At 67.1% G+C, this 25442-nt stretch carries 28 protein-coding genes and 1 pseudogene; 12 read left to right on the top strand and 17 right to left on the bottom strand.

Annotated elements, in window-relative coordinates; translation table 11 throughout:
- Positions 1-69 precede the first annotated feature (69 nt).
- The 4 genes from ACT53K_RS18520 to ACT53K_RS18505 are packed head-to-tail and all read right to left on the bottom strand — an operon-like array spanning position 70 to position 5969.
- Positions 70-1503: a mannitol dehydrogenase family protein gene (locus tag ACT53K_RS18520; RefSeq protein WP_476230256.1), complete on the bottom strand. Its 1434-nt coding sequence runs from the start codon at positions 1501-1503 to the stop codon at positions 70-72.
- 48 nt (positions 1504-1551) lie between these two features.
- Complete coding sequence (locus ACT53K_RS18515) at positions 1552-2553, bottom strand: aspartyl protease family protein (protein WP_476230254.1); 1002 nt, start codon at positions 2551-2553, stop codon at positions 1552-1554.
- 53 nt (positions 2554-2606) lie between these two features.
- Complete coding sequence (locus ACT53K_RS18510) at positions 2607-5018, bottom strand: ligase-associated DNA damage response DEXH box helicase (protein WP_476230253.1); 2412 nt, start codon at positions 5016-5018, stop codon at positions 2607-2609.
- 42 nt (positions 5019-5060) lie between these two features.
- Entirely contained in the window at positions 5061-5969 is a 909-nt protein-coding gene (locus tag ACT53K_RS18505) for an FtsW/RodA/SpoVE family cell cycle protein (protein ID WP_476230252.1), read from the bottom strand.
- Between the two features lie 155 nt (positions 5970-6124).
- On the opposite strand from ACT53K_RS18505, the gene ACT53K_RS18500 reads away from it, so the two are divergent.
- From ACT53K_RS18500 to ACT53K_RS18490, 3 genes are all read left to right on the top strand, one after another.
- Positions 6125-7120 carry a ligase-associated DNA damage response exonuclease gene (locus ACT53K_RS18500; protein ID WP_476230251.1) on the top strand — a complete coding sequence of 332 codons (996 nt, stop codon included), beginning with the start codon at positions 6125-6127 and terminating at the stop codon, positions 7118-7120.
- 10 nt (positions 7121-7130) lie between these two features.
- Entirely contained in the window at positions 7131-7736 is a 606-nt protein-coding gene (locus ACT53K_RS18495) for an SOUL family heme-binding protein (protein WP_476230250.1), read from the top strand.
- Between the two features lie 62 nt (positions 7737-7798).
- Positions 7799-8260, top strand: coding sequence for a hypothetical protein (locus tag ACT53K_RS18490; RefSeq protein ID WP_476230248.1), 462 nt, complete (start codon positions 7799-7801; stop codon positions 8258-8260).
- A gap of 20 nt (positions 8261-8280) precedes the next feature.
- On the opposite strand, the gene rpoN is transcribed toward ACT53K_RS18490, so the two are convergent.
- From rpoN to ACT53K_RS18465, 5 genes are all read right to left on the bottom strand, one after another.
- A complete protein-coding gene (gene rpoN, locus ACT53K_RS18485; protein ID WP_476230247.1) occupies positions 8281-9789 on the bottom strand; it encodes an RNA polymerase factor sigma-54 in 1509 nt (502 codons plus the stop codon).
- A gap of 6 nt (positions 9790-9795) precedes the next feature.
- Positions 9796-10572, bottom strand: a complete 777-nt coding sequence (gene lptB, locus ACT53K_RS18480; protein ID WP_476230246.1) for an LPS export ABC transporter ATP-binding protein — start codon at positions 10570-10572, stop codon at positions 9796-9798.
- A gap of 123 nt (positions 10573-10695) precedes the next feature.
- Positions 10696-11292 (bottom strand): LptA/OstA family protein, encoded by a 597-nt coding sequence (locus ACT53K_RS18475; protein WP_476230245.1) that lies wholly within the window; start codon positions 11290-11292, stop codon positions 10696-10698.
- A complete protein-coding gene (gene lptC / locus ACT53K_RS18470; RefSeq protein ID WP_476230244.1) occupies positions 11289-11936 on the bottom strand; it encodes an LPS export ABC transporter periplasmic protein LptC in 648 nt (215 codons plus the stop codon). The genes ACT53K_RS18475 and lptC overlap by 4 nt, the downstream gene beginning before the upstream one ends.
- A 44-nt stretch (positions 11937-11980) precedes the next feature.
- Positions 11981-12601: a ribonuclease D gene (locus ACT53K_RS18465; protein WP_476230243.1), complete on the bottom strand. Its 621-nt coding sequence runs from the start codon at positions 12599-12601 to the stop codon at positions 11981-11983.
- Positions 12602-12893: 292 nt separating this feature from the next.
- Between ACT53K_RS18465 and ACT53K_RS18460 the strand changes: the two genes are divergently transcribed.
- Together ACT53K_RS18460 and ACT53K_RS18455 are read left to right on the top strand one after the other, a co-directional pair.
- The gene (locus ACT53K_RS18460; RefSeq protein ID WP_476230242.1) at positions 12894-13679 is read left to right on the top strand and encodes a cold-shock protein; all 786 of its coding nucleotides are present in this window, start codon (positions 12894-12896) and stop codon (positions 13677-13679) included.
- Between the two features lie 75 nt (positions 13680-13754).
- Positions 13755-14420: an HAD family hydrolase gene (locus tag ACT53K_RS18455; protein ID WP_476230241.1), complete on the top strand. Its 666-nt coding sequence runs from the start codon at positions 13755-13757 to the stop codon at positions 14418-14420.
- Between the two features lie 13 nt (positions 14421-14433).
- On the opposite strand, the gene ACT53K_RS18450 is transcribed toward ACT53K_RS18455, so the two are convergent.
- Together ACT53K_RS18450 and ACT53K_RS18445 are read right to left on the bottom strand one after the other, a co-directional pair.
- Positions 14434-15411: an alpha/beta hydrolase gene (locus ACT53K_RS18450; RefSeq protein WP_476230239.1), complete on the bottom strand. Its 978-nt coding sequence runs from the start codon at positions 15409-15411 to the stop codon at positions 14434-14436.
- Between the two features lie 61 nt (positions 15412-15472).
- Positions 15473-17050, bottom strand: coding sequence for a cisplatin damage response ATP-dependent DNA ligase (locus ACT53K_RS18445; RefSeq protein ID WP_476230238.1), 1578 nt, complete (start codon positions 17048-17050; stop codon positions 15473-15475).
- 47 nt (positions 17051-17097) lie between these two features.
- Here ACT53K_RS18445 and ACT53K_RS18440 point away from each other — a divergent pair, with 47 nt between their 5' ends.
- Together ACT53K_RS18440 and ACT53K_RS18435 are read left to right on the top strand one after the other, a co-directional pair.
- Positions 17098-17916 carry a metallophosphoesterase gene (locus ACT53K_RS18440; RefSeq protein WP_476230237.1) on the top strand — a complete coding sequence of 273 codons (819 nt, stop codon included), beginning with the start codon at positions 17098-17100 and terminating at the stop codon, positions 17914-17916.
- An 87-nt stretch (positions 17917-18003) separates the two neighbouring features.
- Positions 18004-18324, top strand: a complete 321-nt coding sequence (locus tag ACT53K_RS18435) for a hypothetical protein (protein ID WP_476230236.1) — start codon at positions 18004-18006, stop codon at positions 18322-18324.
- A gap of 48 nt (positions 18325-18372) precedes the next feature.
- Here the strand turns inward: ACT53K_RS18435 and ACT53K_RS18430 are convergent, their stop codons facing one another.
- On the bottom strand, positions 18373-18870 hold the full coding sequence (locus tag ACT53K_RS18430) for a Dps family protein (RefSeq protein WP_476230235.1): 498 nt from the start codon (positions 18868-18870) through the stop codon (positions 18373-18375).
- 107 nt (positions 18871-18977) lie between these two features.
- Positions 18978-19538, bottom strand: a complete 561-nt coding sequence (locus tag ACT53K_RS18425; RefSeq protein WP_476230234.1) for a hypothetical protein — start codon at positions 19536-19538, stop codon at positions 18978-18980.
- Positions 19539-19702: 164 nt separating this feature from the next.
- Between ACT53K_RS18425 and rpmG the strand changes: the two genes are divergently transcribed.
- Positions 19703-19870 (top strand): 50S ribosomal protein L33, encoded by a 168-nt coding sequence (rpmG, locus tag ACT53K_RS18420; protein WP_025294449.1) that lies wholly within the window; start codon positions 19703-19705, stop codon positions 19868-19870.
- A gap of 123 nt (positions 19871-19993) precedes the next feature.
- On the opposite strand, the pseudogene ACT53K_RS18415 reads toward rpmG, so the two are convergent.
- Positions 19994-20353 (bottom strand): annotated as a pseudogene (locus tag ACT53K_RS18415) (response regulator); the annotation flags it as partial.
- A 37-nt stretch (positions 20354-20390) separates the two neighbouring features.
- On the opposite strand from ACT53K_RS18415, the gene ACT53K_RS18410 reads away from it, so the two are divergent.
- The 4 genes from ACT53K_RS18410 to ACT53K_RS18395 all read left to right on the top strand — a co-directional run bounded on the left by ACT53K_RS18410 (position 20391) and on the right by ACT53K_RS18395 (position 22809).
- Positions 20391-20657, top strand: a complete 267-nt coding sequence (locus tag ACT53K_RS18410; protein WP_476230232.1) for a DUF3572 domain-containing protein — start codon at positions 20391-20393, stop codon at positions 20655-20657.
- Positions 20654-21265, top strand: a complete 612-nt coding sequence (locus ACT53K_RS18405) for an HAD family hydrolase (protein ID WP_476230230.1) — start codon at positions 20654-20656, stop codon at positions 21263-21265. Before ACT53K_RS18410 ends, ACT53K_RS18405 begins: the two co-directional genes overlap by 4 nt.
- Positions 21266-21297: 32 nt before the next feature.
- On the top strand, positions 21298-21762 hold the full coding sequence (locus ACT53K_RS18400) for a RidA family protein (protein ID WP_476230229.1): 465 nt from the start codon (positions 21298-21300) through the stop codon (positions 21760-21762).
- A gap of 264 nt (positions 21763-22026) precedes the next feature.
- On the top strand, positions 22027-22809 hold the full coding sequence (locus ACT53K_RS18395; RefSeq protein ID WP_476230227.1) for a TorF family putative porin: 783 nt from the start codon (positions 22027-22029) through the stop codon (positions 22807-22809).
- Between the two features lie 159 nt (positions 22810-22968).
- On the opposite strand, the gene ACT53K_RS18390 is transcribed toward ACT53K_RS18395, so the two are convergent.
- From ACT53K_RS18390 to ACT53K_RS18380, 3 genes are all read right to left on the bottom strand, one after another.
- Complete coding sequence (locus ACT53K_RS18390) at positions 22969-23382, bottom strand: DUF3035 domain-containing protein (protein ID WP_476230226.1); 414 nt, start codon at positions 23380-23382, stop codon at positions 22969-22971.
- Positions 23375-23896: a signal peptidase II gene (lspA, locus tag ACT53K_RS18385; protein ID WP_476230224.1), complete on the bottom strand. Its 522-nt coding sequence runs from the start codon at positions 23894-23896 to the stop codon at positions 23375-23377. The genes ACT53K_RS18390 and lspA overlap by 8 nt, the downstream gene beginning before the upstream one ends.
- Positions 23896-25442: class I tRNA ligase family protein (locus ACT53K_RS18380; RefSeq protein ID WP_476230223.1), on the bottom strand; the 1547-nt coding region annotated here is incomplete at its 5' end. The genes lspA and ACT53K_RS18380, both read right to left, overlap by 1 nt.

Genomic DNA, 25442 nt, shown 5'->3' with positions numbered 1-25442 from the left:
GGCCGGAGGAGAGGGCCTTGGGCTAATCGATGCGCGGGCGCCCGGCAATCGCCGAACCGGCGCGCGGACTCAGCGCGCCAGCAGGTTGCCGAGCCCGCCGTCGCCGATCGCGGCAAAGGCTTGCGCCAGGGCGCTGCGATAGCGGGGATCTTGCGCGACACGAGTCGGGAAGATCTGGCTCAGCGCCAGCACGGCCTCCACCGGCGCCGCCGCCGTCGCGGCCGCTGCCAGAATATCGGCCAGCGGATCGGTGATCGTCTCGCCCGCGCGCGCCTTTGCGCCGAGGAACGCGATCCACGCCGCCACCGGCACGGCCAGCCGATCGACCGGGCGCCCCGCATCGAGCGCCGCTGCCGTGGTGTCGAGCAGGCGATAGGGCAGCTTTTGCGAGCCGTCCCAGGCAATCTGCGACAAGAGGTGCCGGATCGCGGGATTGCGGAACCGGTCGAGCACGGCATCGGCATAGCCGGCGACATCGAGCCCTTCGACGGGGCCTAGCGACGCGGCGATTTCCTGATGCGCCAGCCGCGTGACGAAGCCGCCCAGCGCGGCGTCCGACATCGCCTCGAACACCGTCTCATGGCCGAGCAGCAGGCCGATATAGGCCAGGCTGGAATGGCTGCCGTTCAGGATGCGCAGCTTGGCCTGTTCATAGCCGCGGACATCGCCGGTCAGCGTGACCCCGGCGGCGGCGAGATCGGGGCCGTCGGCGAGGTCGAAGCGCTGCAGCACCCATTGGGTGAAGGATTCGCGCTGCACCGCGGCCTTGTCTTCCAGGCCGAGTTCGCCGGCGACTTTCGCCAGAAAAGCCGCATCGCTGGCGGGCGTGATCGAATCGACCATCGAATCCGGGAAAGCGACTTCGGCGGCGATCCAGTCGGCCAGCCCGGCATCCCATTCGCGGGCCAGCGCGACGCAGGCAGTGCGGAGCTTGCTGCCATTGCCGGTCATATTGTCGCAGCACAGCATGGCGAAGGGCGGCACGCCGGCGGCGCGGCGATCGGCGAGGCCGGCGACGATCCAGCCGATCACGCTGGCGGGCTCATCGGGGCGGGCGCGATCGTGGGCGATGTCGGGATGCGCCATGTCCAGCGTGCCGTCGCCGGCCAGGCAATAGCCCTTTTCCGTGACAGTGCTGGTGGCGATCCGCACATCCGGGCTGGCCAGCAGCGCGCGCAGGCGACGGCCTTCGCCGGGGCCGATCGCGTCCGAATGGGCGGCGATAACGCGCATCGATGGCGCGCGATCGATCACCGCCAGCGTGTACAGCCCGTCCTGCGCCTTCAGCGCATCGGTGGTGCTGCCGCTGCGCAGCGACACGGCAGCAATGCCCCAGCGCGGATCGTGATCGAGCACGCGGTCGACAAAGGCAGCCTGATGCGCGCGGTGGAACGCGCCCGGCCCGAAATGGACGATGCCGGTGCGCAGCGCGGCGGGGTCATGCCCGGGGCGGACAATGCTGGCGGGAAGCGAACCGAGCGTGGCGCGGGAAAGGATCGTCATGGCGCCCGCACAACCAGTTGGTCAGGCCAATGTCAATCGCCGCGCGGCTCAAGGGAAGTCGTTGCGCGTCTGGAAGCTGAGCGGCGAATCCCAATTGGCGGGGCGGTGCGGGCGCCGCGCCTCTGGGGGCATCAGGAAGCGCACCTGCCGGTTGGGAAAGTCGATCTCAATCCGCCGGAAGCTGCGCATCGCGTCCATGCCCAGCAGCACCGCCGGCTTTTTGGTCAGGCCGAAGCGGCGGAACGGCTCGACATCGGCAAAGGCAACCGGCAGCGTGCCGAACGCGATCTCGCCGATGCGGACATCGGGAACCTGGCTATATTCGGCCTGTAGCGTGTCGCCGGTAACGCCGGTGAGGCGGATCGGCTCAGGCCGGCTGCGGTCGTGCACCAGCCGCCGGAATGCCGAATTGCCCATGGTCACCTGCGAGCCGGTGTCGAGCACGACGCGGATTCGGTTGCCGGCGTAAAAGGCATCGGTGACGATCAGCTGGCCGAACAGGCTCTTCGCCGTGACGATGATTTCGTCGGGCGCGTGGCGTTCGTGGCGCTTGCGCGGCGTGCTGGGGCGTACCTGCATCGTGCCGGTGTCGAAGTCGATCGTCACCTGGTGCCGGCTGAGCGTGTCGATACCCAGCAAGCCCGCTGCGCCGAGATTGGCAGCGGCAAAGGCGGGGGCAATGATGCGGTGCGGTTCGCCGATCGACTGGATGGCAAGCTCGGGCACGACCACGGTATCGACCAGATTGCGGCCGGTCATCGAGGTGACGGTTACGGGTGCGCCCGGCAGCAGCGCGAGCGTCCGCGCCAGTTCATGCGAAATGACGGTGCGTTCGGCGCCGGTATCGATGATGAAAGGATAGGGCCCCTTGTTGCCCAGTGCGACCGGCACTGTCAGCCGCGCGGCGGCATCGCCCAGCGCCAACTGAATGTCGCCCGGCTGGCTGGCGGGAATGGTCGAATCGGGATCCTGCGGCAGTATCGGGGGCGGCCCCACAAGCAGGCTGGCCTGCAGGCTCCAGAAGATCAGCGGACTCAGCACACTGAACATGGCGCGAGAATATGCCTGTTCGTGCTGCGCAGCAATCCCGCAAAATAAAAGCCTTAATCGATGCGCATCGCTTCGGCTGCAATCGCTTCGGCTTCTTCGAGCAGCGCGTCCTCGGTACTGCCCTGCGCTACGGTTTCACGACCGATCATGATCAACACCGGTACCGCCATAGGGCTGACCCGCTCCAGATCGATGTGCAGCATCCGCTCGCCGGCCTCGTCGAGCAGGCGGGCGAGCCGGCCAACATCGGTCATGCGCGCGCGCGCATCCTCCCAGGCGGCGCGCAGCAGCAGATGGTCGGGCTCGTATTTGCGCAGCACGTCATAGATCAGGTCGGTCGAGAAGGTTACTTGCCGCCCGGTCTTCTTCTTGCCCGGATGCTGGCGCTCGACCAGGCCGCCGATGATCGCGACTTCGCGGAAGGCGCGCTTGAGCAGTGCCGAGCCCTGGACCCAATCGACAAATTCATGCTCGAGAATGTCGGGCGAGAAGAGCGGGCGCGGATCGGTGATCTTCTCGAGCCCGTACACCGCCAGCGCATAATCATTGGCGACAAAGCCCAGCGGCTTCAGCCCCAGCGCCTCCATCCGCCGGGTGACGAGCATGCCCAGCGACTGGTGCGCGTTCCAGCCTTCGAAACTGTAGATGACGAGGTGGTGGCGCCCCTCGTGCGGGAAGGTCTCGACCAGCAACTGCCCCGGGGCGGGCAGGGCGGAGCGGCGATCCTGCGTCTCCAGCCATTCGCGAACATCGGCCGGAAAGCGCGACCATTGGCCGCGATCGAACAGGAATCGCCGGACCCGGTCCGCCAGATTGGCCGTGATCGCCAGCCGTGCGCCCATATAGCTGGGCATGCGCGCCTGTTTGGCGGTGGCGCGAACGATCAGGTCGGTGGCCTCCACGCGCTCCACTTCCAGCGCCAGACCGGCGAAAAAGAAGGTGTCGCCGGGGGACAGCGAGGCGGCGAAGCCTTCCTCCACCTTGCCCAGCCGCCGGCCATTCTTGAAGCGCACCTCCAGCATCGGCGCTTCGACAATGATGCCGGCGTTGAGGCGATGCTGCGCAACAAAAGCGGGCTGGGTGACGCGCCAGCGGCCGTCCTTGCCCAGCGTCAGCCGTTTGAACTTGTCATAGGCGCGCAGGGCATAGCCACCATCGGCGATGAAGTGCAGCACCCGGTCGAACGTCTCTTCGGTCAGCGCCGAATAGGGGAGGGCCGCACGCACCTCGCCCAGCATTTCCGCCGCGGTGAACGGCTGGGCACAGGCGCAGCCCATGATGTGCTGGGCAAGCACGTCGAGCGCGCCGGGGCGGAAATGGTCGGGGTCCAGCTCGCCTGCTTCCACGGCGTCCAGCGCCGCCCGCGCTTCCAGATATTCGAAGCGGTTGCCGGGGATCAGCACCGCCTCGCTCGCCTCGTCGAGCCGGTGGTTGGCCCGCCCGATCCGCTGCAGCAGGCGCGAGGCACCCTTGGGGGCACCCATCTGGATCACGCAATCGACATCGCCCCAGTCGACGCCCAGATCGAGGCTGGCGGTGGCGACCAGCGCGCGCAGCCGCCCGTCGGCCATCGCCTGCTCGGCGCGCTGGCGTGCCTCGAGACTCAGGCTGCCATGATGGACGCCGATTGGCAGCTTGAGGTCGTTGACCTTCCACAATTGCTGGAAGACGAGCTCGGCCAGCCCGCGCGTGTTGCAGAAGACGATGGTGGTGCGGTGCGTCTCGATCTCCGCCATCACCTGCGGGATGGCATAGATGCCCGAATGCCCGGCCCAGGGCACCCGGCCTTCGGGCAGCAGGATGGCGATGTCGGGCTCGGCGCCCTTCTCGCCCTCGACCAGCGCGACCGTGTCGATATCGCCGTGCGGCGCCAGCCAGGCGCGGTAGCCGTCGGGATCGGCCACCGTGGCGGACAGGCCGACACAGCGAAAGCCGGGCGCCAGCCGCTCCAGCCGGGCGAGCGCGAGCGCCAACAGGTCGCCGCGCTTGCCGGTGGCAAAGGCGTGAATCTCGTCGATCACCACCGTCTTCAGCCCTGCGAACATCGTCAGGCTGTCTTCGTAGGACAGTAACAGGCTCAGCGATTCGGGGGTGGTGAGCAGGATCTGCGGCGGCCGCGCACGCTGGCGGACCTTTTTTTCGTGCGGGGTGTCGCCGGTGCGTGTTTCGACGCGGATCGGCAGCGCCATTTCCTCGATCGGCGTCAGCAGGTTGCGCTGCACGTCGACCGCCAGCGCCTTGAGCGGCGAGATATAGAGGGTGTGGAGCCCGTCCCCGGGCGCCTCGATCAACTCGGCGAGGCTGGGCAGGAACCCCGACAGCGTCTTGCCCGCGCCGGTGGGTGCGACGAGCAGTGCATGCTGCCCGGCGCGCGCCGCCGCCAGCATCGCCTGCTGATGCCGCCGCGGCGCCCAGCCGCGCGCGGCGAACCAGTCGGCAAGCGGGGCGGGAAGATCGGCGGGCACGCCCTTATGTAGGGCGTCGCGCGGCCGTTGGGGAGGCGCTTGTCAGTGCGCCCAGCCCGGCACCTGCCGCTGCCAGTGATCGGGCTTGTCGTTTTCGCGCGCTAGCGGCTCGCGGTCCGTCGCCTGCGCAAAGGCGGGTGCCGCGGGAAGCGCGAGCAGGCTGAGCAGATAGCCGATCACCGCGCTGCCGCCATAGCCGACCACGGGCGTCGGGTAATTGCCGAGCGCCGCTGCGCCGAGGGCTGCGAGCCAGACGATGCCGAAGGTCCAGCCGGTCAGCCGGTCCTCCGGCGTGCCGCTGCGGCCGGATGCCATCGGCACCAGCAGCAGCGCTGCGCCCGCCAGCACCACCAGGCCCAGCAGCGCATGGGCGGCGAAGGCCGAATAGAAGATTTGTTCGACAAAGGCCGCCGCCGGCAGATTGTCGGCCTGCGCCATCGCCGCCGCCAGTCCCACCAGCGCCGCAAGGGCTGCAAAGATGGTCGCGCGATGGGGGCGGGTGCCCGCGATCCAGGCGGTGCCGGCTGCCAGCATTCCGGCCATTGCTCGATCGGGCTGAAGTGCCAGCGCCAGCGCGGCCACCGCCATGGCGATGCCGGTCAGCTTGTTCCGCACGCGGGCATGGGTGAGGATCATCAGCGGCAGCAGCACGAAGCTCGGCTGGATGAGCAACCCGCCAAGCCGCACCCAGCGCGCGGCACCGTCATAGGTTGGGCCGGCCAGTGCTACCGCGAGCAGCAGCCCTGCCATTGCCAGCGTGGCAGCAGGCAGGACGCGGTCGACAACGCGGTCGCGGCGGAGCGCCCACAACAGCGCCAGCCCCAGGACGAAGGCAAATGCCTGCACGATCAGGAACCGCAGCGGCGCACCGGCGCCGGCGAGATAGACGAGCCCGAGCGACGTGGCGCCGGTCGCGCAGGCGATGCCGCGCAAAGGCAAAGGACGAATCACGGCTGGCACTCCCCCAAGGCTGAGCACGATGGGCGCAGCCTAGAGCGTCGCCGGCGTCGCACAATGGGCAAGCGGCGGTATCGTCATCGGCCGCTGCCGCGATCGGCACGGATCGTACACCTTTCGATCCGCCGGCCAGCCCCCATATCGACGGCATGGCGCTCGGCAGTTGGCTCACCCCCGATCCTACCGGCATCTATCTGCCGGCGGCGGATGCGTGGATCGATCCGTGCAAGCCTGTCGCACGCGCCCTTGTCACGCATGGCCATGCCGATCATGCGCGCGGCGGCCATGGCGAAGTGTGGGCGACGCCCGAAACGCTGGCGATCATGGCCGCGCGCTACGGGCCGCAGAACGGCCATCCGGTCGGCTATGGCGAGTCGATCCGGCTGGGGCCGATCGACATCGGCTTCGTCCCCGCCGGCCATGTGCTCGGCTCGGCGCAGATCGTGCTCGACCATGGCGGCGAACGGATCGTCGTCTCGGGCGATTACAAGCGCCGCCCCGATCCCAGCTGTGCGCCATTCGAGCCGGTCCCGTGCGACGTGTTCGTCACCGAGGCCACGTTCGGCCTGCCGGTGTTCCGCCACCCCGAGACTGGCGACGAGATCGACAAGCTGCTTGCGGCGTTGCGGGCCGAGCCGGAACGCTGCGTGCTGGTCGGCGCCTATGCGCTGGGCAAGGCGCAGCGGGTGATAACCGAGCTGCGCGGCATGGGGTTCGACGATCCGATCTACATCCACGGCGCGCTGCAGTCGCTGTGTGACCTTTATGCCGCGCACGGCGTGGCGCTGGGCGAGCTGCGGCCCGCCACGGGGGCGGCGAAGCAGGAACTGGCCGGCCGCATCATCCTGTGCCCGCCCGGCGCGCTCAACGATCGCTGGTCGCGGCGGCTGCCGGACCCGGTGACGGCAATGGCCAGCGGCTGGATGCGGGTGCGCCAGCGCGCCCGTCAACGCAATGTCGAGCTGCCGCTTATTCTGTCCGACCATGCCGATTGGGACGAACTGACGCAGACGATCGAGGAACTGGCCCCGCGCGAAGTGTGGGTGACGCATGGCCGCGAAGATGCGCTGGTACATTGGTGCCGGCTTCGGCAGATACGCGCGCGGGCGCTCGACCTTGCCGGGTTCGAGGACGAAGACGATTGAGGAGGTGCAGGTGGCGAAGCGGACGAACTGGGCGCTGATCGGCGGTATCGTCGGGGGAACCGTGATGGCGGCTGCGGCAGCCTATTACGCCTTTGAGCGGGCGAGCGAGCAGCCGAAATTCACGCTGGTCGAACGCGACGGCGCCTTCGAGATTCGCGACTATCCCGAACTGGTCGTCGCCGAAACGCGCGCAATCGGCGCGCGCGAGCCGGCGCTGAATGCAGGCTTCCGCCGCCTCGCCGACTATATCTTCGCCAAGCGGCGCGGCGATGGTGGCGGCAGCGGCGGCGAGAAGATCGCCATGACCGCGCCGGTGCTGAGCAGCCAGGAGGAAGGCAGCTGGCGCACCCAGTTCGTGATGCCGTCCAAATTCTCGCTCGATACGCTGCCGACACCTGCCGACGAGGTGCGGCTGACGAAGCGCCCGGCGCGGCGGGTTGCAGTGCTGCGCTTCTCCGGTGCCGCCAGCGACGCGGTGCTGGCGAACCGCGCCGACGAATTGCGCGGCTGGCTGGCGAAGCGTGGGCTGCACGGCGGGGCGGTCGAATATGCCTTTTACAATTCGCCCTTCATCCCCGGGCCGCTGCGCCGCAACGAAGTGTTGATCGCGCTGTAAGCGCAGCGATTTGCCGCGGCGTTGCCCCGATCTTGCCGCGGACCTTCGCTAGCGGGAGCACCATGTCGATTCGTATCGTGCTGGCCGCCGGGGCGGCCTTTGCTTCATTCCTCGCGGCGCCGGCTGCACAGGCCCAGGCGCGCGACCCTTTTGGCGAGTGCCTGCGCGCGCACAGCAGCCGGGCCGACCGCGATGTGCTGATCCGCTGGGTATTCGCGGACGTGGCCCAGGGCGCTGCGGTGCGGGACATGGCGCATGTCGATGAAGGCCGCAGGCTGGAAGCGACTCGCCAGGCCGGGCAGCTGATCACGCGGCTGGTGACGCGCGACTGCCGCACCGAGGCGATGGCGCGGATCAAGGGCGATCCGGCCGCGCTGCAGGACAGCCTGGCGGTGCTGGGCCGCGCCGCGCTGATGGATCTGGCGCAGGATCCGCAGGTGGTCGGCAGCTTTGCGGGCGTCGTCCAGTATGTCGATATGGGCAGCATCACGATGATGCTGATGCAGGGCGGTCTGCGCCCCTGAACGGCGCGATCGCTGCCGGATCAACCCGCGCCTTCGAGTGCCTTCTGGCGCCGGCGCTGGACCGAGCTGCCGATTCCCATCGCCTCGCGATATTTGGCGACGGTGCGCCGGGCAATGTCGAATCCGCGTGCGTTGAGCAGTTCGACCAGCGTGTCGTCGGACAGGATTTTCTTCGGGTCTTCGGCGGCGATCAGTCCCTTGATCGCGCTCTTCACCGCTTCGGCCGAAACCGCCTCGCCGCCATCGGCCGACTGGATGGCCGAGGTGAAGAAATATTTGAGCTCGAACAGCCCGCGCGCGCAGCTCAGATATTTGTTGCTGGTGACGCGGCTGACGGTCGATTCGTGCATCTCGATCGCGTCCGCCACCTGGCGCAGGGTGAGCGGGCGCAGATGCGCGACGCCGTGCAGGAAAAAGCCTTCCTGCTGCTTCACGATTTCGCTCGCCACCTTGATGATCGTGCGCTGGCGCTGGTCGAGCGCCTTGACCAGCCAGTTGGCGCTGGCGAGCATGTCGCTGAGCCAGGCCTTGCTCGCCTTGTTCTGCTTGCCGCCCGAAACTTCGGCATAATAAGCGCGGTTGACGAGCAGCCGGGGCAGGGTGGCGGCGTTGATCTCCACCGCCCAGCCGCTGCCGCGACGGGCGACGAAAATGTCGGGCGTCACCGCCGGCACCGCTTCCCCGCCATAGCGACAGCCGGGCTTGGGATCATAGCCGCGCAGCTCGCGGATCATGTCGGCCAGATCCTCGTCGTCGACATCGCAGATGCGCCGCAAGCGGGCGAGATCGCCGCGCGCGACGAGTTCGAGATTGTCGATCAGCCGCGCCATGCACGGATCATAGCGGTCGGCTTCCTTGGCCTGCAGCGCCAGACACTCGGCCAGGTTGCGCGCCCCGACGCCGGTGGGGTCAAAGGTCTGGATCACCGCCAGCACTGCTTCCACCTGCGCCAGCGCCACCCCCAGCCGCTCGGCAATGTCGAGCAGCGGCGCGGTCAGGTATCCGCACTCGTCGATCTGGTCGATGAGATGCTGGGCGATGAACAGGTCCGCGCCCGACAGGACGGAGCCCGCCTGCGCCAGCAGATGATCGGCAAGGCTCAGGTCCGAACTGCCGAGATTGTCGAAATCTGGCCCGTCTTCCGAACCGCCGGCGCCGGTGCCGGAAAGACCCAGGCTGCCGTCCAGTCCGCCGATCATGTCGGCAGCGGAGTCATGGTGGAAGGTTTCGGTCGCAAGATCGACATCGAGCGCCGCTTCGCCGCTCGCCTCGCCGCCGCCCAGGATCAGTTCGCTGGCGTCGGCCGGGCCGTCCCGGGGCTCCACGTCGGAATCCGGTTCGGCAACCGGCGCGTCACCGCTGTCGTCGCTCGACTGGGCGTCGAGCAGCGGGTTGCGCTCCAGCTCCTCGGCGATGAAGGTTTCCACCTCGAGGTTCGACAGCGCCAGCAGCTTGATCGCCTGCTGCAGCTGCGGCGTCATCACCAGCGATTGCGACTGGCGCAGATCGAGGCGAGGCGCGAGGCTCATGGCGGATTAGAGCGAGAAGCTTTCGCCGAGATAGAGCCGGCGGACATTCTCGTCGCGCACCAGATCGTCGGGCGAGCCGGCGAACAGCACGCGGCCGTCATAGATGATATAGCCGCGATCGACGATCTCCAGCGTCTCGCGGACATTGTGGTCGGTGATCAGCACGCCGATGCCGCGGGCGCGGAGCTGTTTCACCAGATCGCGAATGTCGCTGATCGAAATGGGGTCGATGCCGGCGAACGGCTCGTCGAGCAGGATGATCGTCGGATTGGCGGCCAGCGCGCGGGCGATTTCGGCCCGCCGCCGCTCGCCGCCCGAAAGCGCCATGGCCGGCGAGGTACGCAGCCGGGTGAGGCCGAATTCGTCGAGCAGCTGCTCCAGCCGCGCCTGGCGCGCATCGCGATCGGGTTCGGCGAGTTCGAGCACCGCGAGGATGTTCTTCTCGACGCTGAGGCCCCGGAAGATCGACGTTTCCTGCGGCAGATAGCCCAGGCCCAGAATCGCGCGGCGATACATGGGCAGGCGGGTAATGTCCTCGCCGTCCAGCATGATGCGGCCGCTGTCCGGCTTCACCAGACCCATTACCGAATAGAAGCAGGTCGTCTTGCCCGCGCCATTGGGGCCAAGCAGCCCCACGACTTCGCCGCGCCCGACAGACACCGAAACATCGGTCAGCACGGTGCGCTTGTCATAGGATTTGGCGATCGAAACCACCGCCAGCCCGCGTTCGGGCGTCGGGGCCGGATCGGCGATCGGCGTTTCGAGGATGTCGATGTCGCTCATCACGACTCCTGCTGGGAACTGTTCGCGGGTACCGACCGGCCAGCATGGCCGATTGGCAGGATTCCTGCATGATAAATGCCGGGAAGAAAAGGCCCTGCGCGGCGTGCCGTGGCCCGAACCCGGTTATTGCTTCGGCGAGGCCGGCGTCTGCGGCTGCTGCGAATCGCCGGAGTTGTCGCGCTTGGGCACCGAGAAGCGGCCGGTCACGCGGCCGCCCTGGTTCTGCACGCCCGACTGGCCCGCGCCCGAACCCGAGCCGCGCACGCCCGATCCGTCGATCGTCGCGCGACCGGTATCGAGGTTGATCGAGAGCCGCGCACCCGAGACATTGTTGCCGGCCTGGCGCAGCGTGACATTGCCGATCATGGTGATGATGCGGCGATCGACGTCATAGACAGCGAAATTCGACCGCGCGGTCTGGTCCGGGCGCGTGACGAGGACGTCGCCCGAGGCATCCAGCCGCGACGCTTCGGGCGAACCGCTGAGCGCACTGCCGGTATAGTTGACCACCACCCGCTGGGCCTTCAGCGTCATTTCCGCCTGTTTGATGGTGACGTCGCCGGTCAGAATGGCGCGATTCGCCTTGTCCTGCAGTTCGGCATTGATCGAGGAAACGTCGATCGGCGCGTTCGAATCGTGCCGCGACTGGGCGACGGCCGGCACCGATGCCGCAGCCAGCAGCGGCAGCCCGAGGGCGAACAGGGCGGAACGATGCATCATGGCTGCCTATTTGCGCGCTTCGGCATGATCCGCAAGCGGGCATTGCCGGTAAGCTTGACGATACGCTGGTCAAGATCGGCTGTCATTCTGTCTGCGCTGAACGGACCGCTGGGGGTCGTGCCGCGCACGCCACCCTGGCTCGCCAGCCGGCGCGTCTTCAGGTCGACCGTAGCGTTCTGGGTGTTGAGCACATAGCCGTCGGCGGTCTGGAAATGGATCGGCCCGTCCACGCCCACCTGGTCGCTGTCCATATTGTACCGGCCTTGCGGCGCCACCAGCGTGGCGGGCCCGTCGGTAAGGCGAATCTGCGCGCTCAGGTCGCGCAGCTGCACGATCGGCTCGGCCGAACTCTTCTGTACCGCCGAACCGGCATGCAGCTCGAACTGCTGCCCCTTGGCATCCTGGCCGCGATAATCGGCGGTTTCGATTCGCAACCGCTCGGGCGACATCGCCACCTTGTTCTTGTCGAGCACGAAGCTGACATCGCCGCCCATGAACAGCGGCGCCGTCACCAGAAACGCGCCGAGCACGCCGATCCCCATGGGCAGCACGACGAGCGCCAGCCGCACCATGCGATCATGGTGGCTCCCGGGATGGGCCCAGGACCGTCGCTGCGAGCGCAACCGGGCGGCGAGTTCAGACATGGCAGCCTTTGTGGGTAGCCGACTGGGGATCGGCAACCCCGGGATCAGATATGGGCGAAGATATCGACTTCGGGCCAGCCGGCGAGATCGAGTTCGGCGCGCCAGGGCAGGAAGTCGAAACAGGCCTGGGCCAGCTCGGTACGTCCCTCGCGCTCCAGCCGGCGATCCAGTTCCTCGCGCAGGGCGTGAAGATAGCGAACGTCCGACGCGGCATAATCGCGCTGCGCATCGCTGATGTCCGGGCCACCCCAGTCGGACGACTGCTGCTGCTTGGAAATTTCCGCGCCCACCAGCTCGCGCACCAGATCCTTCAGGCCATGCCGGTCTGTGTAGGTGCGCACCAGCCGCGAAGCGGTCTTGGTGCAATAGACCGGGCCTGCCGTGACGCCGAGGTAGAAACGAATCGCCGCCAGGTCGAAGCGGGCGTAGTGATAGAGCTTCACCCGCTCGGGATCGGCGAGGACCATCCGCAGATTCGGCGCGTCATAGCTGGAGCGCGGCCCGAAGCGAACGAGATGCTCGTTGCCCGACCCGTCGGACAGCTGGACCAGACACAGCCGGTCGCGCGGGGTGATCAGACCCATCGTCTCGGTATCGACGGCAATCGCTGCGCCGGGGGCGAACACGTCTTCCGGCAGGTCTTCTTCGTGGAAATATACAGCCATCCGAATCGCCTAGACCGCTTGCCGTCGCATCTCAATGCTTTGCCGCATCGGACGGCGCGTTTTCCGGGCGTTTTCCTGCACAGCGGCGGCCGGAAACGGGAGGATGTGCGGCGTTTCGGACACTTTGATGCCATAAAGGCGCTGATCGGCACGAAATTTGTTCGCGTGCCCTATTGTTTTGCGTTATGAACGGTGCCGGTGGCGCTATGTTAGTGCCGGAAGACCTGCGTTTTTCGTCCGGCGCTCGGGTTTTGATTGGTTACGTAGGGCGAACCGGGAAGACGAACAGGGCATGAGTTTCGATAGAGGGCGCCGCGGTGATCGCGGCGGGCGCGGTAGGGACAAGCGCGACGGCGGCTTCGGTGATGACTTCGGCGGCGGCTTCGGCGGCGGCTTCGAAGACCGTGGCGGTTTCGGCGGTGGCCGCGGTGGCTTCGGCGGCGGTGGTGGCGGCGGCTTCGGCGGCGGCGGTGGCGGTTTCCGCGGCGGCGGCGGCGGTGGTGGCTTCGGCGGCGGTGGTGGCGGCTTCGGCGGCGGCCGCGGCATGCCGCCCCAGGTCGTCGGCGAAGCAACCGGTGTCGTGAAGTTCTTCAATGCACAGAAGGGTTTCGGCTTCATCGTTCGCGATGACGGCGGCGAGGACGTGTTCGTGCACATCTCCGCCGTGGAACAGGCTGGCCTGACCGCACTGGCCGAAGGCCAGCCGCTGGGCTTCACGCTGGTCGATCGCGGTGGCCGTATCTCGGCGACCGAGCTGAAGATCGATGGTGAGCCGATGCCGGTGACCGAGCGCGCTCCGCGCGACGCCGCTGCCGGTGGTCCGGGCGGTGCGCCGCGCGGCGGCCCGCAGCGCCAGCTGACCGGGGAGAAGGCGACCGGCACGGTCAAGTTCTTCAACGCGATGAAGGGCTTCGGCTTCATTCAGCGCGACGACGGGCAGCCCGATGCGTTCGTGCACATCTCCGCCGTCGAGCGTGCCGGCATGCCGACGCTCAACGAAGGCGACCGGCTCGAATTCGAGCTGGAGGTCGACCGTCGCGGCAAGTACGCAGCGGTGAACCTGACGCCGCAGCAGTAACCCTGCCAAGGGCTACGCGAATCGAAGAGGCCGGGTGGAAACGCCCGGCCTTTTTGTTTGTCGGGGGAGCATCGGATGATTTCGGCTGTCCTGTTCGACCTGGACGAGACACTCCACGATCGTGCTGCATCGCTCGCGAGCTTCCTGTGCGATCAGCATCGCCGCTGGTTTGCACCGCGCATCGATCTGGCGACGTTCGTCGCGCAGTTTCTGGCACTGGACGCACATGGCAGCTTGCCCAAGCCACTGCTTTACCCGCGGTTATTGGCGGCGCTTGGCATCAACGATCTCGATTCTGTCGATCTCGCCGATGCATATGAATCCGATTTCGAGATGCACGTTGAGCCGATGGAAGGCGCCGGGGAACTGCTGGCGGCGCTACGGGAGCGGGGGCTGCGCCTCGCTATCGTCAGCAATGGCATGACGGAATTTCAGAACCGCGTTATCGACGCGCTCGGGTTTCGAGAGGCGGTCGACGCGATCCTGATCTCGGAAGCGGAGCAACTCCGTAAGCCGGATCCCCGCCTGTTCCACCGCGCAGCTGCCCGACTTGGAGTGGCGGCGGAAAACAGCCTGTTCGTCGGCGACAACCCACGGGCGGACATATTGGGCGCGGCGGCGGCAGGAATGCAGGCTGTTTGGTTTCCCCGCGCCATGGCATGGCCCGAGGGCGTTGCCGCGCCTCTTCGAACGGTTACGCATCTCCGCGCCCTTTCTGCGTTCATTGATGCTGGCAGTTGAGCGCTCAGGCCCTCTACAGCAGCCCTCTTTCGCGCAGCCAGGTTTCCATCAGCACTGTCCAGCGATCGACGCCCGTGCCCGTCCGGCGAAAGCCGAAGGCGTGGCCGCCGCTGCCGAACAGATGGATTTCCGCCGGTACCCCCGCCGCGTCGAGCGCGCGGGCATAGAGCGTGCTGTTGCAGACCTCGTCGACCGGGTCGTTCCATGCCTGGACGAGGAACGTGGGCGGCGTTTCCCTGGTCACATGGATCGCAGGGTCGAGCGTGTCGTCCTTGCGGCAGAGATGGCCGGGATAGAGCGGCAGGGCGAAGTCAGGCCGGCTGCTGATCCGGTCGAGCGCGTCGACGGGCGTATAAGCGGGTTCGACGATGTTGCTCGTCTGCACGACCAGATAGCCTCCCGCCGAAAAGCCGATCACGCCGATCTTGTGCGGGTCGACATGCCACTCGGCCGCGCGGGCGCGGAGCAGGCGGATTGCGCGCTGTGCATCCTCCAGTGAAGTGAGGTGCGGCGGCGTCACATGGCAATCACAGGCCGCGTCATAATGGTGATTGCTGTCCGGCACGCGATATTTGACGACCGCACAGGCGATGCCGCGCGCGGTCATCCAGTCGCACGCCTCGGTGCCCTCCAGGTCGATCGCCAGCAGCTTGAAGCCGCCGCCCGGGAAGACCAGCACCGCGGCGCCCTTGCCCGCGCGCTTGGGCGGATAGAAGGTGAGCGTGGGCGTGGTCACGTCGAAGATGCCGGTGACCGGCCGCCCCTCAAAGCGCTTCGGATTGACCGAGGTTTCGGAATGTTCGGGCGGGCGCGTGGCATCGGCGCTGTCGGGCGGGCTGCCGGGCCACAGCGGCATTTGGATGAGGCCGGCCGGTGGCTGCCACATGCCGATGACCGGCGGCGTGGTCTGCTGCTGTCGCGCCGCCTCGGGCGCTGCCCCACCAGCGACCGCCGCCATCACCAGCGACAGCGCCAGTCTAACCCCGACCATTTGCTTCCCCCCACAGGATGAAGCGGCAGCCTCGCACGGCGGCGCGGTGCTGCCAATGGGCTCACGTCACCAGTCGTCGCAGCCCCTCGATCGTGTCGGCTTCGTGCGGCGGCTTGTCGGTGCGGATGCGGGCGATGCGGGGGAAGCGCATCGCCAGCCCCGATTTGTGGCGCCGCGACTCGTGGATCGAATCAAACGCGACTTCCAGCACCAGCGACTTGTCGGTCTCGCGCACCGGGCCGAAGCGGTTGACCGTATGGGTGCGGACATGGCGGTCTAGCCATTGCAGCTCTTCATCGGTAAAGCCGAAATAGGCCTTGCCGACGGGCAGCAGTTCGCCGTCGGCGGTCCAGGCGCCGAAGGTGAAGTCCGAATAGAAGCTGCTGCGCTTGCCCGATCCGCGCTGGGCATACATTAGCACGCAGTCCGCCGTGAGCGGGTCGCGCTTCCATTTATACCACAGCCCGACGCGCCGCCCGGCGACATAGGGCGAATCGCGCCGCTTGAGCATCACGCCTTCGATCGCGGCATCGCGGGCGCCGGCGCGGATCTCTGCCAGCGCATCGAAATCGGGCGCATCGATGACCGCGGAGAGATCGAAGCGCTCCCGATCGAGCTGCGGCACCAATGTTTCCAGCCGCGTCCGGCGCGCGTGCCAGGGCAGTGCGCGGACATCCTCCGCGCCGTCGAACAATATGTCGTACAGGCGGACAAAGGCGGGAAATTCGGCAAGCGTCTTTGCCGACACCAGCTTGCGCCCCAGCCGCTGCTGCAGCGCGTTGAAACTGCCGGCCTCACCGCCCTGCGCCTCGCCGCGCACCAGCAGCTCGCCGTCGAGCACGCCTTGTGTCGCGAAGGCCGCTGCCACTTCGGGGAAGCTGCGGGTGATGTCGTCGCCCGCCCGGCTGTACAGCCGCGTCTCGCCGCCGGCATGGACGAGCTGGACGCGGATGCCGTCCCATTTCCATTCGGCGGCATAGTCGGCCAGGCTGACCGCCGTTTCCTCGAGCGGATGGGCGAGCATGAAAGGCCGGAAGACCGGCACATCCTCGGCGCGCGGCTGTTCGGCGCGGCCCTCCGCCCAGTCGAAAAGGCGGGTATAGGGCGGGGCAAGCCCGTGCCACACTTCCTCCACCGCATCGACATCGAGCCCGAACGCCTGGGCGAGCGCAGTCTTGGCAAGCCGGGCCGAAATGCCGACGCGCAGCGCGCCGGTCGCGAGCTTGAGCAGCGCGAACCGTTCGTCCGCCTCGAGCCGGTCGAGCATGGCCGCCAGCGTCGCGGGCGCGTCCGATTTCGATATGGTGGCGAGCGTGTCGACGACCTGGCCAAGCGTGAGCGGCGCCGATTCGGCTGGCGGCCGGTGCGGGCTGGGCCAGAGCAATGCGATCGTCTCGGCCGAATCGCCGACAAAGTCGCGGCTCATCGCATAGAGTACGGGATCGACGCGCGCCTCGATCATCGCGCGGAGCAGCGCCGGCTTCACCGCCGGCAGGTCGAGCGTCCCCGTCAGCGCCGCCATGGCCCAGCCACGGTCGGGATCGGGCGTGGCACGCAGATAGGCGCCGATCAGGCGCAGCTTCGCGTTGCGCGATCGCGTGTAGATCAGCCGGTCGAGCAGGTCGGCAAAGGCGCGCATATCGAACTAGATGGGCGCGGCCGCGTCCAGGCGCTAGAGGGCCGCACATGCGCCGCGCCGTCACCCTGTTGCTTCTCGTCCTGATCGCCTTTCTGTCCATCGGTTACGCTACCGCCATTCGCGACCCGGCGGTGCGGCGGCTGGACGTGCATATGGCCGACTGGCCGGCCAGCGCGCCGCCGATGCGGGTGGTGCTGCTGTCGGACCTGCATGTCGTCGGGCCGGACACGCCGCCATCGCGGCTGGCCCATGTCGTCGCGCAGGTGAATGCGCTGCACCCGGACCTGGTGCTGATCGCCGGCGATTTCGAATCGCATCGCGATGCTGCCACGCACGAATATTCGCAGGCGGAAATCGTCGCGCCGCTGCGGGAGGTGCAGGCGCGCTATGGCGTGGTCGCGGTGCTGGGCAATCATGATTACAGCGTGGCCGGCGTCGCGCTGCTGCCGCGCCACATGGCGCAGGCCGGCATCACGTTGCTCCGCAACCAGGCGGTGCGGCGCGGGCCGCTGACGATTGCCGGGGCGGACGATCTGTGGAGCGATCAATATCGTTTCGCGGCCATGGACCGGGCCGCGCGCGCGCTGCCGGGGCCGACGCTGGTGATGGCGCACGAACCCGACATCGCCGCTGCGCTGCCGCCGCGCTACGGGCTGGTGCTGGCCGGACACACCCATTGCGGCCAGATCAGCATGCCCTTGCTGGGGCCGTTGTTCACGGCTTCGGCCTATGGCCGCCGCTATGGCTGCGGCGTGATTCGCGAAGCTGGGCGCACCGTGGTGGTGGGCGCCGGCATTGGCACCAGCATCGTGCCGCTGCGCTTCTGGGCCGTGCCCGACATGTGGCTGCTGACACTCAGCCGCTAGCGGTTCGAAGCGTCTCGCGCTTGCCGCAATTCCGCTCTAGCGTGTGTCACGAATGCAATACGCATTCATCTTTGGAGCGCGGATGCGATGAAGCTTGCAGTTTCGTTCGGCCTGGTACTGGCCACCCTGACCCCGCTGGCTGCGAACGCCCAGAATGCGCCGGCGCCCGCCGCGCAGACGGCAACTGCCACGGCTGCGAAATTCACCCTCGACACGCCGATTCAGGATCTGATCGCCGACGCCAAGGCCAAGGCGGTGCTCGATTCCGACCTGCCTGGCCTCAGCAGCCATCCGGCGCTCGAGCAGTTCAAGGCGATGAGCCTGCACGCGGTGCAGCCGTTCTCGAACGGCGCGTTGTCCGATGAGATGCTGAAGAAGGTCGAAGCCGACCTCGCCGCCATCAAGTGATTCGGGGCGGCCGGCACGCGGAATAGCGGTGCCGGCCCCTTTCCGGCCTCAGCCCTTGCGGCTGGCCTCGAACAGGAACCAGGCGCGTTCCTCGGCCTGGTCGGTCCATTCGTCGACAATGCCGCTGGTGGCATTGTCCCGCGCCGCTTCGGCCGCGTCCTTCACCGCGCGGAAGCTTTCGACCAGCTTCAGATTGTCGTCGCGCAGCTCGGCGAGCATGTCGCCCGGGGCAACAAACTCGGCATCATTGTCCGCAAGCGTCTGGCGGCGCGCGATGTCGCCGATCGAGCGCAGCGTGGTGTTGCCGGTCTTGCGCACGCGCTCGGCAATCGCGTCGGTCACGCCCAGGATCTGCGTCGCCTGATCGTCGAGCAGCAGGTGATAGTCGCGGAAATGCGGGCCGGAGACGTGCCAGTGGAAATTCTTGGTCTTGAAATAGAGCGCGAAGCAGTCGGCGAGCGCGCTGTTCAGCGCATCCGCGACGCTCTTGGTGTCGTTGCGGTTCAGGTCGGTGGGAGTCGCCAAAGCTGCGCTATTGTCTGCCATATATTCCTCCGGTGGGGTTCGATACGAGAACCCAACGAACGGCATATAGGGCCGGGTTCCGGCCGCCGCAGCGAAATTTTGGCGATCAGGATGATCGGATAGGGTAATCAGAGCAGCCCGGCTGCCGACAGCCCGTTTACCAGCCCGGCAAGCGTCAGCAGCACCGCCGCAACCAGCCGTACCACCATGCGTGGCAGCGCATGCCAGAGCGTTCCCGCCAGCGCGGCGACGGTGAAGAGCGCCCATGCCCCCAGCGCCGCGCCGGTTGCGGCAAGCCACGGCGCGCCGCCGAGCCCCAGCGCGAGCACGAACAGCGGCGTCGCCCCGCCCGCGCCGAGCACCGCTCCGCCAAGTAGCGCAGTGAGCAACGTGCCGAATCGTCCGTCCAGCCAGCGGGGAACGCCGCCGGCGGGCCAGAACAGCGCGATGCCGCTCACCGCCAGCGACACCGCCAGAAAAACGGTCTGCGCGCGCGGCGGCATATGCGGTGCGATCGCCACGGCCGCCGCACCCGCAAACAGGCAGGGTACGGCATGGCCCAGCCCCGCCGCCAGCGCGACGGGAATCGGCCCCGGGCGCCGCTCGCCCAGCGCGGCCATCAACAGCGTCAGCCGATCCCCGGCCAGGCTCAGCAGCGCCAGCAGAAAGGCGGGAACCAGCACTTCCATTCGATTTCCCCTTGCGCCAGATGCATGGCGCGGGTGCCGTTAAAGTCGCGTGAAGCGTCCGTCCCTTGACTTTTCCGGCCGATTCGCGCATCCGCCCGCGTCTGTCAGCGGTGCGCCTTGGCGTGCCGCTCTTTTCATTTCGCACGAATTGAGGGTTCCGGGTCATGGCAAAGCCGACCACCGTAAAGATCAAGCTCGTCAGCACGGCGGATACGGGCTTCTTCTATGTCACCAAGAAGAATCCGCGCACGCAGACCGAGAAGCTGAACTTCCGCAAGTACGATCCCGTCGTGCGCAAGCACGTCGAGTTCAAGGAAGCCAAGATCAAGTAAGCCGGCCGCGCGGAGGCTTTACGCCTCCGCCGCCCCGTCCGGGGTGTCCGATTCGGGCGAGGACGGGGCTTCTTCTGCCGCTTCTCCCTGCGCGTCGTCGATGGTTGCGACCGGCTCTGCCGGCAACAGCGCGCGCACCTGCTCCATGAAGCGCATCAGCGAGATCGGCTTGGCGACATAGGCCTTGGCGCCCGCGCTCCGAATCCGCTCTTCATCCTCATGGCCCGAATAGGCCGTCACCGCCATGATCGGGATCTGGCGCAGCGCCGTATCGCGCTGCATCTGCTGGATCAGCTCGAATCCGGTGACGTGCGGCAACTGGATGTCCATGATCACCAGGTCGGGCTCGAACTGGCGCGCCGTCGCCACTGCTTCGCGCCCGTCGCGCACCGGCTGGGTGGCGAAACCGTGCGCACGCAGCAGATCGCAGAACAGCTTCAGATTGAGTTCGTTGTCCTCGACAACGAGCACCCGGTTTGGCACGCGCAACCCTTCGAATGATTAAAGCGATACTTAGGGCATGAAACGCGCAGAAACAAATGCGGAAGCATTGGCTTTGCAGGCATTGGTGTGGACGCTCGGTGATTCGGGCCGCGCGAATCGGCTGCTCGATCTGACCGGCCTCGACCCCGATGGACTGCGGGCCGGGGCCGGCGAACCGGCGGTGCTGGCGGCGACCCTGGGTTTTCTGGAGGCGCATGAGCCCGATCTGATCGCCTGCGCGTCCGCGCTCGACGTGGCGCCGCAGCTGCTGGTAGAGGCGCGGCAGAAACTGGAGCGCGCATGAAGCCCCTGCTGATCACCGATTGCGATGAAGTCCTGCTGCACATGGTCCGCCATTTCGGCACCTGGCTGGATGAGGAGCATGATATTGCGTTCGACATGGCCGGCGGTGATTTTTCCCGCGCGATGCGACGGCGCAGCGGCGACGGCGAGCTTTCGGCCGAAGAGATGTGGGCGCTGATCGACGGGTTCTTCCCGGCCGAAATGGCGCGACAGACGCTGGTGCCGCACGCCCGCGAAGTGCTGGCCCGGATCGCCGAGGTGGCCGACATCGTCGTGCTCACCAATTTGCAGGACCATTGCCGCGAGCACCGCGTGGCCCAACTCGCCACCCATGGCATCGCCCATCGCGTCGAATGCAACCAGGGCGGCAAGGGCAATCCGGTCGCGCGGCTGGTGGCTGAATTCGGCGCGCCGGTGGCGGTGTTCGTCGACGATCTGCCGGCGCATCACGAATCGGTAGCGAAGCACGCGCCTGAGGTATTCCGGCTCCATATGGTCGCCGAACCGGATCTGGCGCCGCATGTGCCGCCAGCGCCCCATGCCCATGCCCGCATCGACGACTGGCGTGAGGCGGAAGGCTGGATCCTCGACAAGTTCGTCCGGGCTTGACCGCGCCGCGCGGCAGTGGTTGAGCGGCGGCCATGACGACTGCCATCGATCGCAAGCTCGAAGAGCTGGGCCTCACCCTTCCCGAAGCCGCCGCGCCCGTCGCGGCCTATGTGCCCGTCGTCGAGGCGGGCGGGCTGCTCCACATTTCGGGTCAGCTGCCGTTCAAGGACGGCGCGCTGATGACCGGCCGGCTGGGCGAGGACCGCGACATCGCGTTCGGCACCGAAGCGGCGCAGCGCTGCGGCCTGATGCTGGTGGCGCAGATCAAGAAGGCGCTGGACGGCGACCTGTCGCGCGTGAAGCGCGTCGTGAAGCTGGGCGTGTTCGTCAATTCGACGGCCGATTTCGTCGATCAGCCCAAGGTCGCCAATGGCGCATCGGAGCTGATGCAGGCGCTGTTCGGCGATGCCGGCCGCCATGCGCGCAGCGCCGTGGGTGTCGCCGTGCTGCCGCTGGGTGCGGCAGTCGAAGTGGACGCCATCATCGCCATCGACTGAACCCATATCTTTCAGGGTTGCAGAAGCGCTTCCGGCCTCGTGCCGGGAGCGCTTTCTTCATTTGGTCTTATCTTGGTCATGTTGCGGCGCCGCAACAGTTTGTCACGATCCAACTGGCGATTGGGCGAATAATGTTGTGCAACGCAGCGCATTTCGGCAATCAACTTGTGTCGCCCCAAAGTTGCGCTGGCCAAAGAGCCTCCAACCAAGCAATGCCGGGCGCAGCAGGTGGGGACCCTTTGGTTCAGAATTGAAAGGGATTCCATGCGCTTCACCATGATCAGCTTCGGCGCGCTGATGCTCGCCACCACCGCCCCCGCGCTGGCGCAAGAAACCGCTCCCGCTCCGGCCGTGACGATCAACGGCACTGCCACGCTGGTCAGCGATTACCGGTTCCGCGGCATCTCGCAGACCGACGGTAATTTCGCGGTGCAGGGCGGCGTGACGGTCAGCCACGCGTCGGGCTTCTACGCCTCGTTCTGGGGTTCTTCGGTTGACGATTATGTCACCGCGCACGGCACGGCCCATCAGGAACTCGACCTGATCGCCGGCTACAAGCATGCTTTCAAGGGCGGCGTGACGCTCGACGTCGGCGCGCTCTACTATGTGTATCCGGGTACGCGCCCCGGCTTCACCGGCGACAAGACTTCTTCCGACTTTATCGAGCCCTATGCCTCGGTCAGCTACGCGATCGGCCCGGTGACTGCCAAGGGCACGGTCAACTATGCGCCGAAGCAGAAGGCGCTGTCGCTGGACCAGGGCCAGACCAATCTCGCCAAGAACGACAATGTTTACCTCGCCGGTGACCTGTCGGCTGCCATTCCCAAGACGCCGATCAGCCTGACCGCGCATCTGGGCCACACCTTCGGCCCCAGCTGGCTGTCGATCGGCAAGGAATATACCGATTGGAACCTGGGCGCCGCCTATACCTACAAGGCGCTGACCTTCGGCATTTCCTATGTCGATACCGACGGCAAGTTCATCACCCCCAGCGGCAAGAATGCCTCGAAGGCGGGTGTGGTCGGCTCGGTCGGGGTCAGCTTCTGATCGCGATGGTTTGACGGAATCGGGGTGCGGTTGCGGCCGGGAGCCGCATCGCGCCCCTTCCGCCAGGGAACAGGAGAGGGCAGGGCACAAGCCCGCCGCAAACGAAAACGCCGGCCCGCACATGGCGGACCGGCGTTTTTTCGTGCGCTGCGCGGTCGCTTATTGCGGCGTGCTGACGCTGGCGTCCTTGCCGTTGCCCTGCGGCGCGGCGATGATGTCGCGGGTGGTCTGGCCCTTGTCGACCACATTGGTGTTCGGGCTGCCCGCCATGCTGCGCGCGCCGATATCCGCGCTGGTGCGGCCGGCGGCGTCGAGCGTGGCATTTTCCGCCGGGCTGCGCACGGCCGAGCCGCCGAACAGCGCCTCGAGCGCCTGATCGGCTGCCGAGGTATCCTGCGGGCGCGCGGCGCCCGGCTGCGGCGGCTGCAGCGAGAAATCGGGCGGGATCACCAGCGGCGCCTGACGCGCCACGGCAAATTCGTCGGGACGGGCGCGGTCGTAGCCGCGCTTGCCGCAGGCGGAGAGCGAAGCCATGCACGCCAGGCCGGCCGCGACGAGGACAATCTTACGCATTCAGTTTATTCTCCACAGGGGCCTGCGACTTGGGTGCCTTGTCGCGAACGAGCAGGGCGCGGATCAAGAGGATGACCACGCCGATGGTAATCGCCGCATCGGCGACGTTGAAGACCAAAAAGGGGCGCCACTCGCCGAAATGCAGATCGGCGAAGTCGACGACATAGCCGAGGCGCGAGCGATCGAGGATGTTGCCGCACGCGCCGCCCAGCACCAGGCCGAGCGCCAGCACGTCGCTGCGCTTGCTCTCGCGCAGCATCCACACCAGCACGCCGACGGCGATCGCCGCCGTCATCAGCACCAGCAGCCAGCGCGTCGCCGGGCTGTTCGCCGAGAGCAGGCCCAGCGACACGCCGACATTCTTGACGAAGCGCAGGTCGAAGATGGGCAGCAGGGTCAGCGAATCATTCTGCACCACCAGGCCCAGCGGCCCGGTGACGATATATTTGCTCAACTGGTCGAGCAGGAAGACGATCGCCGCCGCCCCGAAGCCCAGAAACCGTACCGACTTCATCACAACACCACCTTCGCGCAGCGGTCGCACAGCGCCCCGTCCTGCGTCACTTCGGGAAGATGCCGCCAACACCGGCCGCATTTGTGGCGCTGGGTGGGCGTGACCGTGACCGTTTCACCTTCGGCAACGGAGGCGACGATGAACAATTCGGCCAGATCGTCGGCCGCCATCGGCAGCTTCGGCACCGTCACTTCGGCTTCCAGACTGGAGCGGACCTGCTTTTCGCGGCGATAGGGCTCGATCGCCTCGGTCACGGTCTGGCGCAGCGCGCGCACCTCCGCCCAGTCATGCTCGACCGTGGCGCCTTCCGGCAGCACCGGCCATTCCAGTTCATGGACCGACCCGTCCTCGCTCGGGAAGCGGGCCTGCCACACTTCCTCGGCGGTGAAGGCGAGGATCGGCGCCGCGTAGCGGACCAGCGCGTGGAACAGCACGTCCAGTACCGTGCGATAGGCGCGGCGCTTCGGATCGCTCTGCGCATCGCAATAGAGGCAGTCCTTGCGGATATCGAAGAAGAAGGCCGACAGGTCTTCGTTCATGAAGTCGCCGAGCGCGCGCGCATAGCGGTTGAACTCGAACGCCGCCGCCGCCGACCGCAGCTCCGCATCGAGCGCCGCCAGCTTGTGGAGCACATAGCGCTCCAGCTCGGGCATGTCGGCCACCGCCACCTTCTCGCCCTCGCTGAACCCGTCGAGCGCGCCGAGCAGATAGCGGAAGGTGTTGCGGATCTTGCGATAGGCGTCGCCGGTGCCGGCCAGCACTTCCTTGCCGATGCGGACATCGTCGAAATAGTCGGTCTGCGCGACCCACAGGCGCAGAATGTCCGCGCCGCTCTCGCCAATGATCTTCAAGGGATCGACGACATTGCCCAGCGACTTGGACATCTTCTTGCCCTGGCCGTCGAGCGCGAAGCCGTGCGTGAGCACCGCGTCATAGGGCGCCCGGCCGCGCGTGCCGGCGGATTCGAGCAGTGACGACTGGAACCAGCCGCGATGCTGGTCCGAGCCTTCGAGATAGAGGTTGGCGCGCACGCCCTCGCCATAGCGCGCCTCGATCACGAAGCTGTGCGTCGAGCCCGAATCGAACCACACGTCGAGAATGTCGGTGACGACTTCATAGTCGGCCAGGTTGTAATCGGGGCCGAGCAGCGCCTGATGGTCGGCCGAATACCAGGCATCGGCCCCGCCGGCGCGGAAGGCGTCGAGAATGCGGGCATTGACCGCCGGATCGCGGAGATAGTCGCCGGTCTGGCGGTTCACATAGAGCGCGATCGGCACGCCCCAGGCGCGCTGGCGGCTGATCACCCAGTCCGGGCGCCCCTCCACCATCGCGCGGATGCGGTTGATCGCGCGTTCGGGCACCCAGCGGGTGCGCTCGATCGAATCGAGCGCGATTTCGCGGAGCGTGGGGGCGTTATGCTCCCTCTCCCCTTCAGGGGAGAGGGCCGGGGAGAGGGGCATATCCGCAGAGGACGCCGCTTGTGGAGAGTCCCCCCCCCCCCACCCCCACCCCCCAAAAGGAGAAAGAGATTTAGCCCCCACAAAAC

It is taken from the genome of Sphingomonas sp. DMC8, from assembly GCF_056314185.1.
Note: the sequence above shows the minus strand (reverse complement) of the source record. Positions and strands in the feature narration are given on the sequence as shown.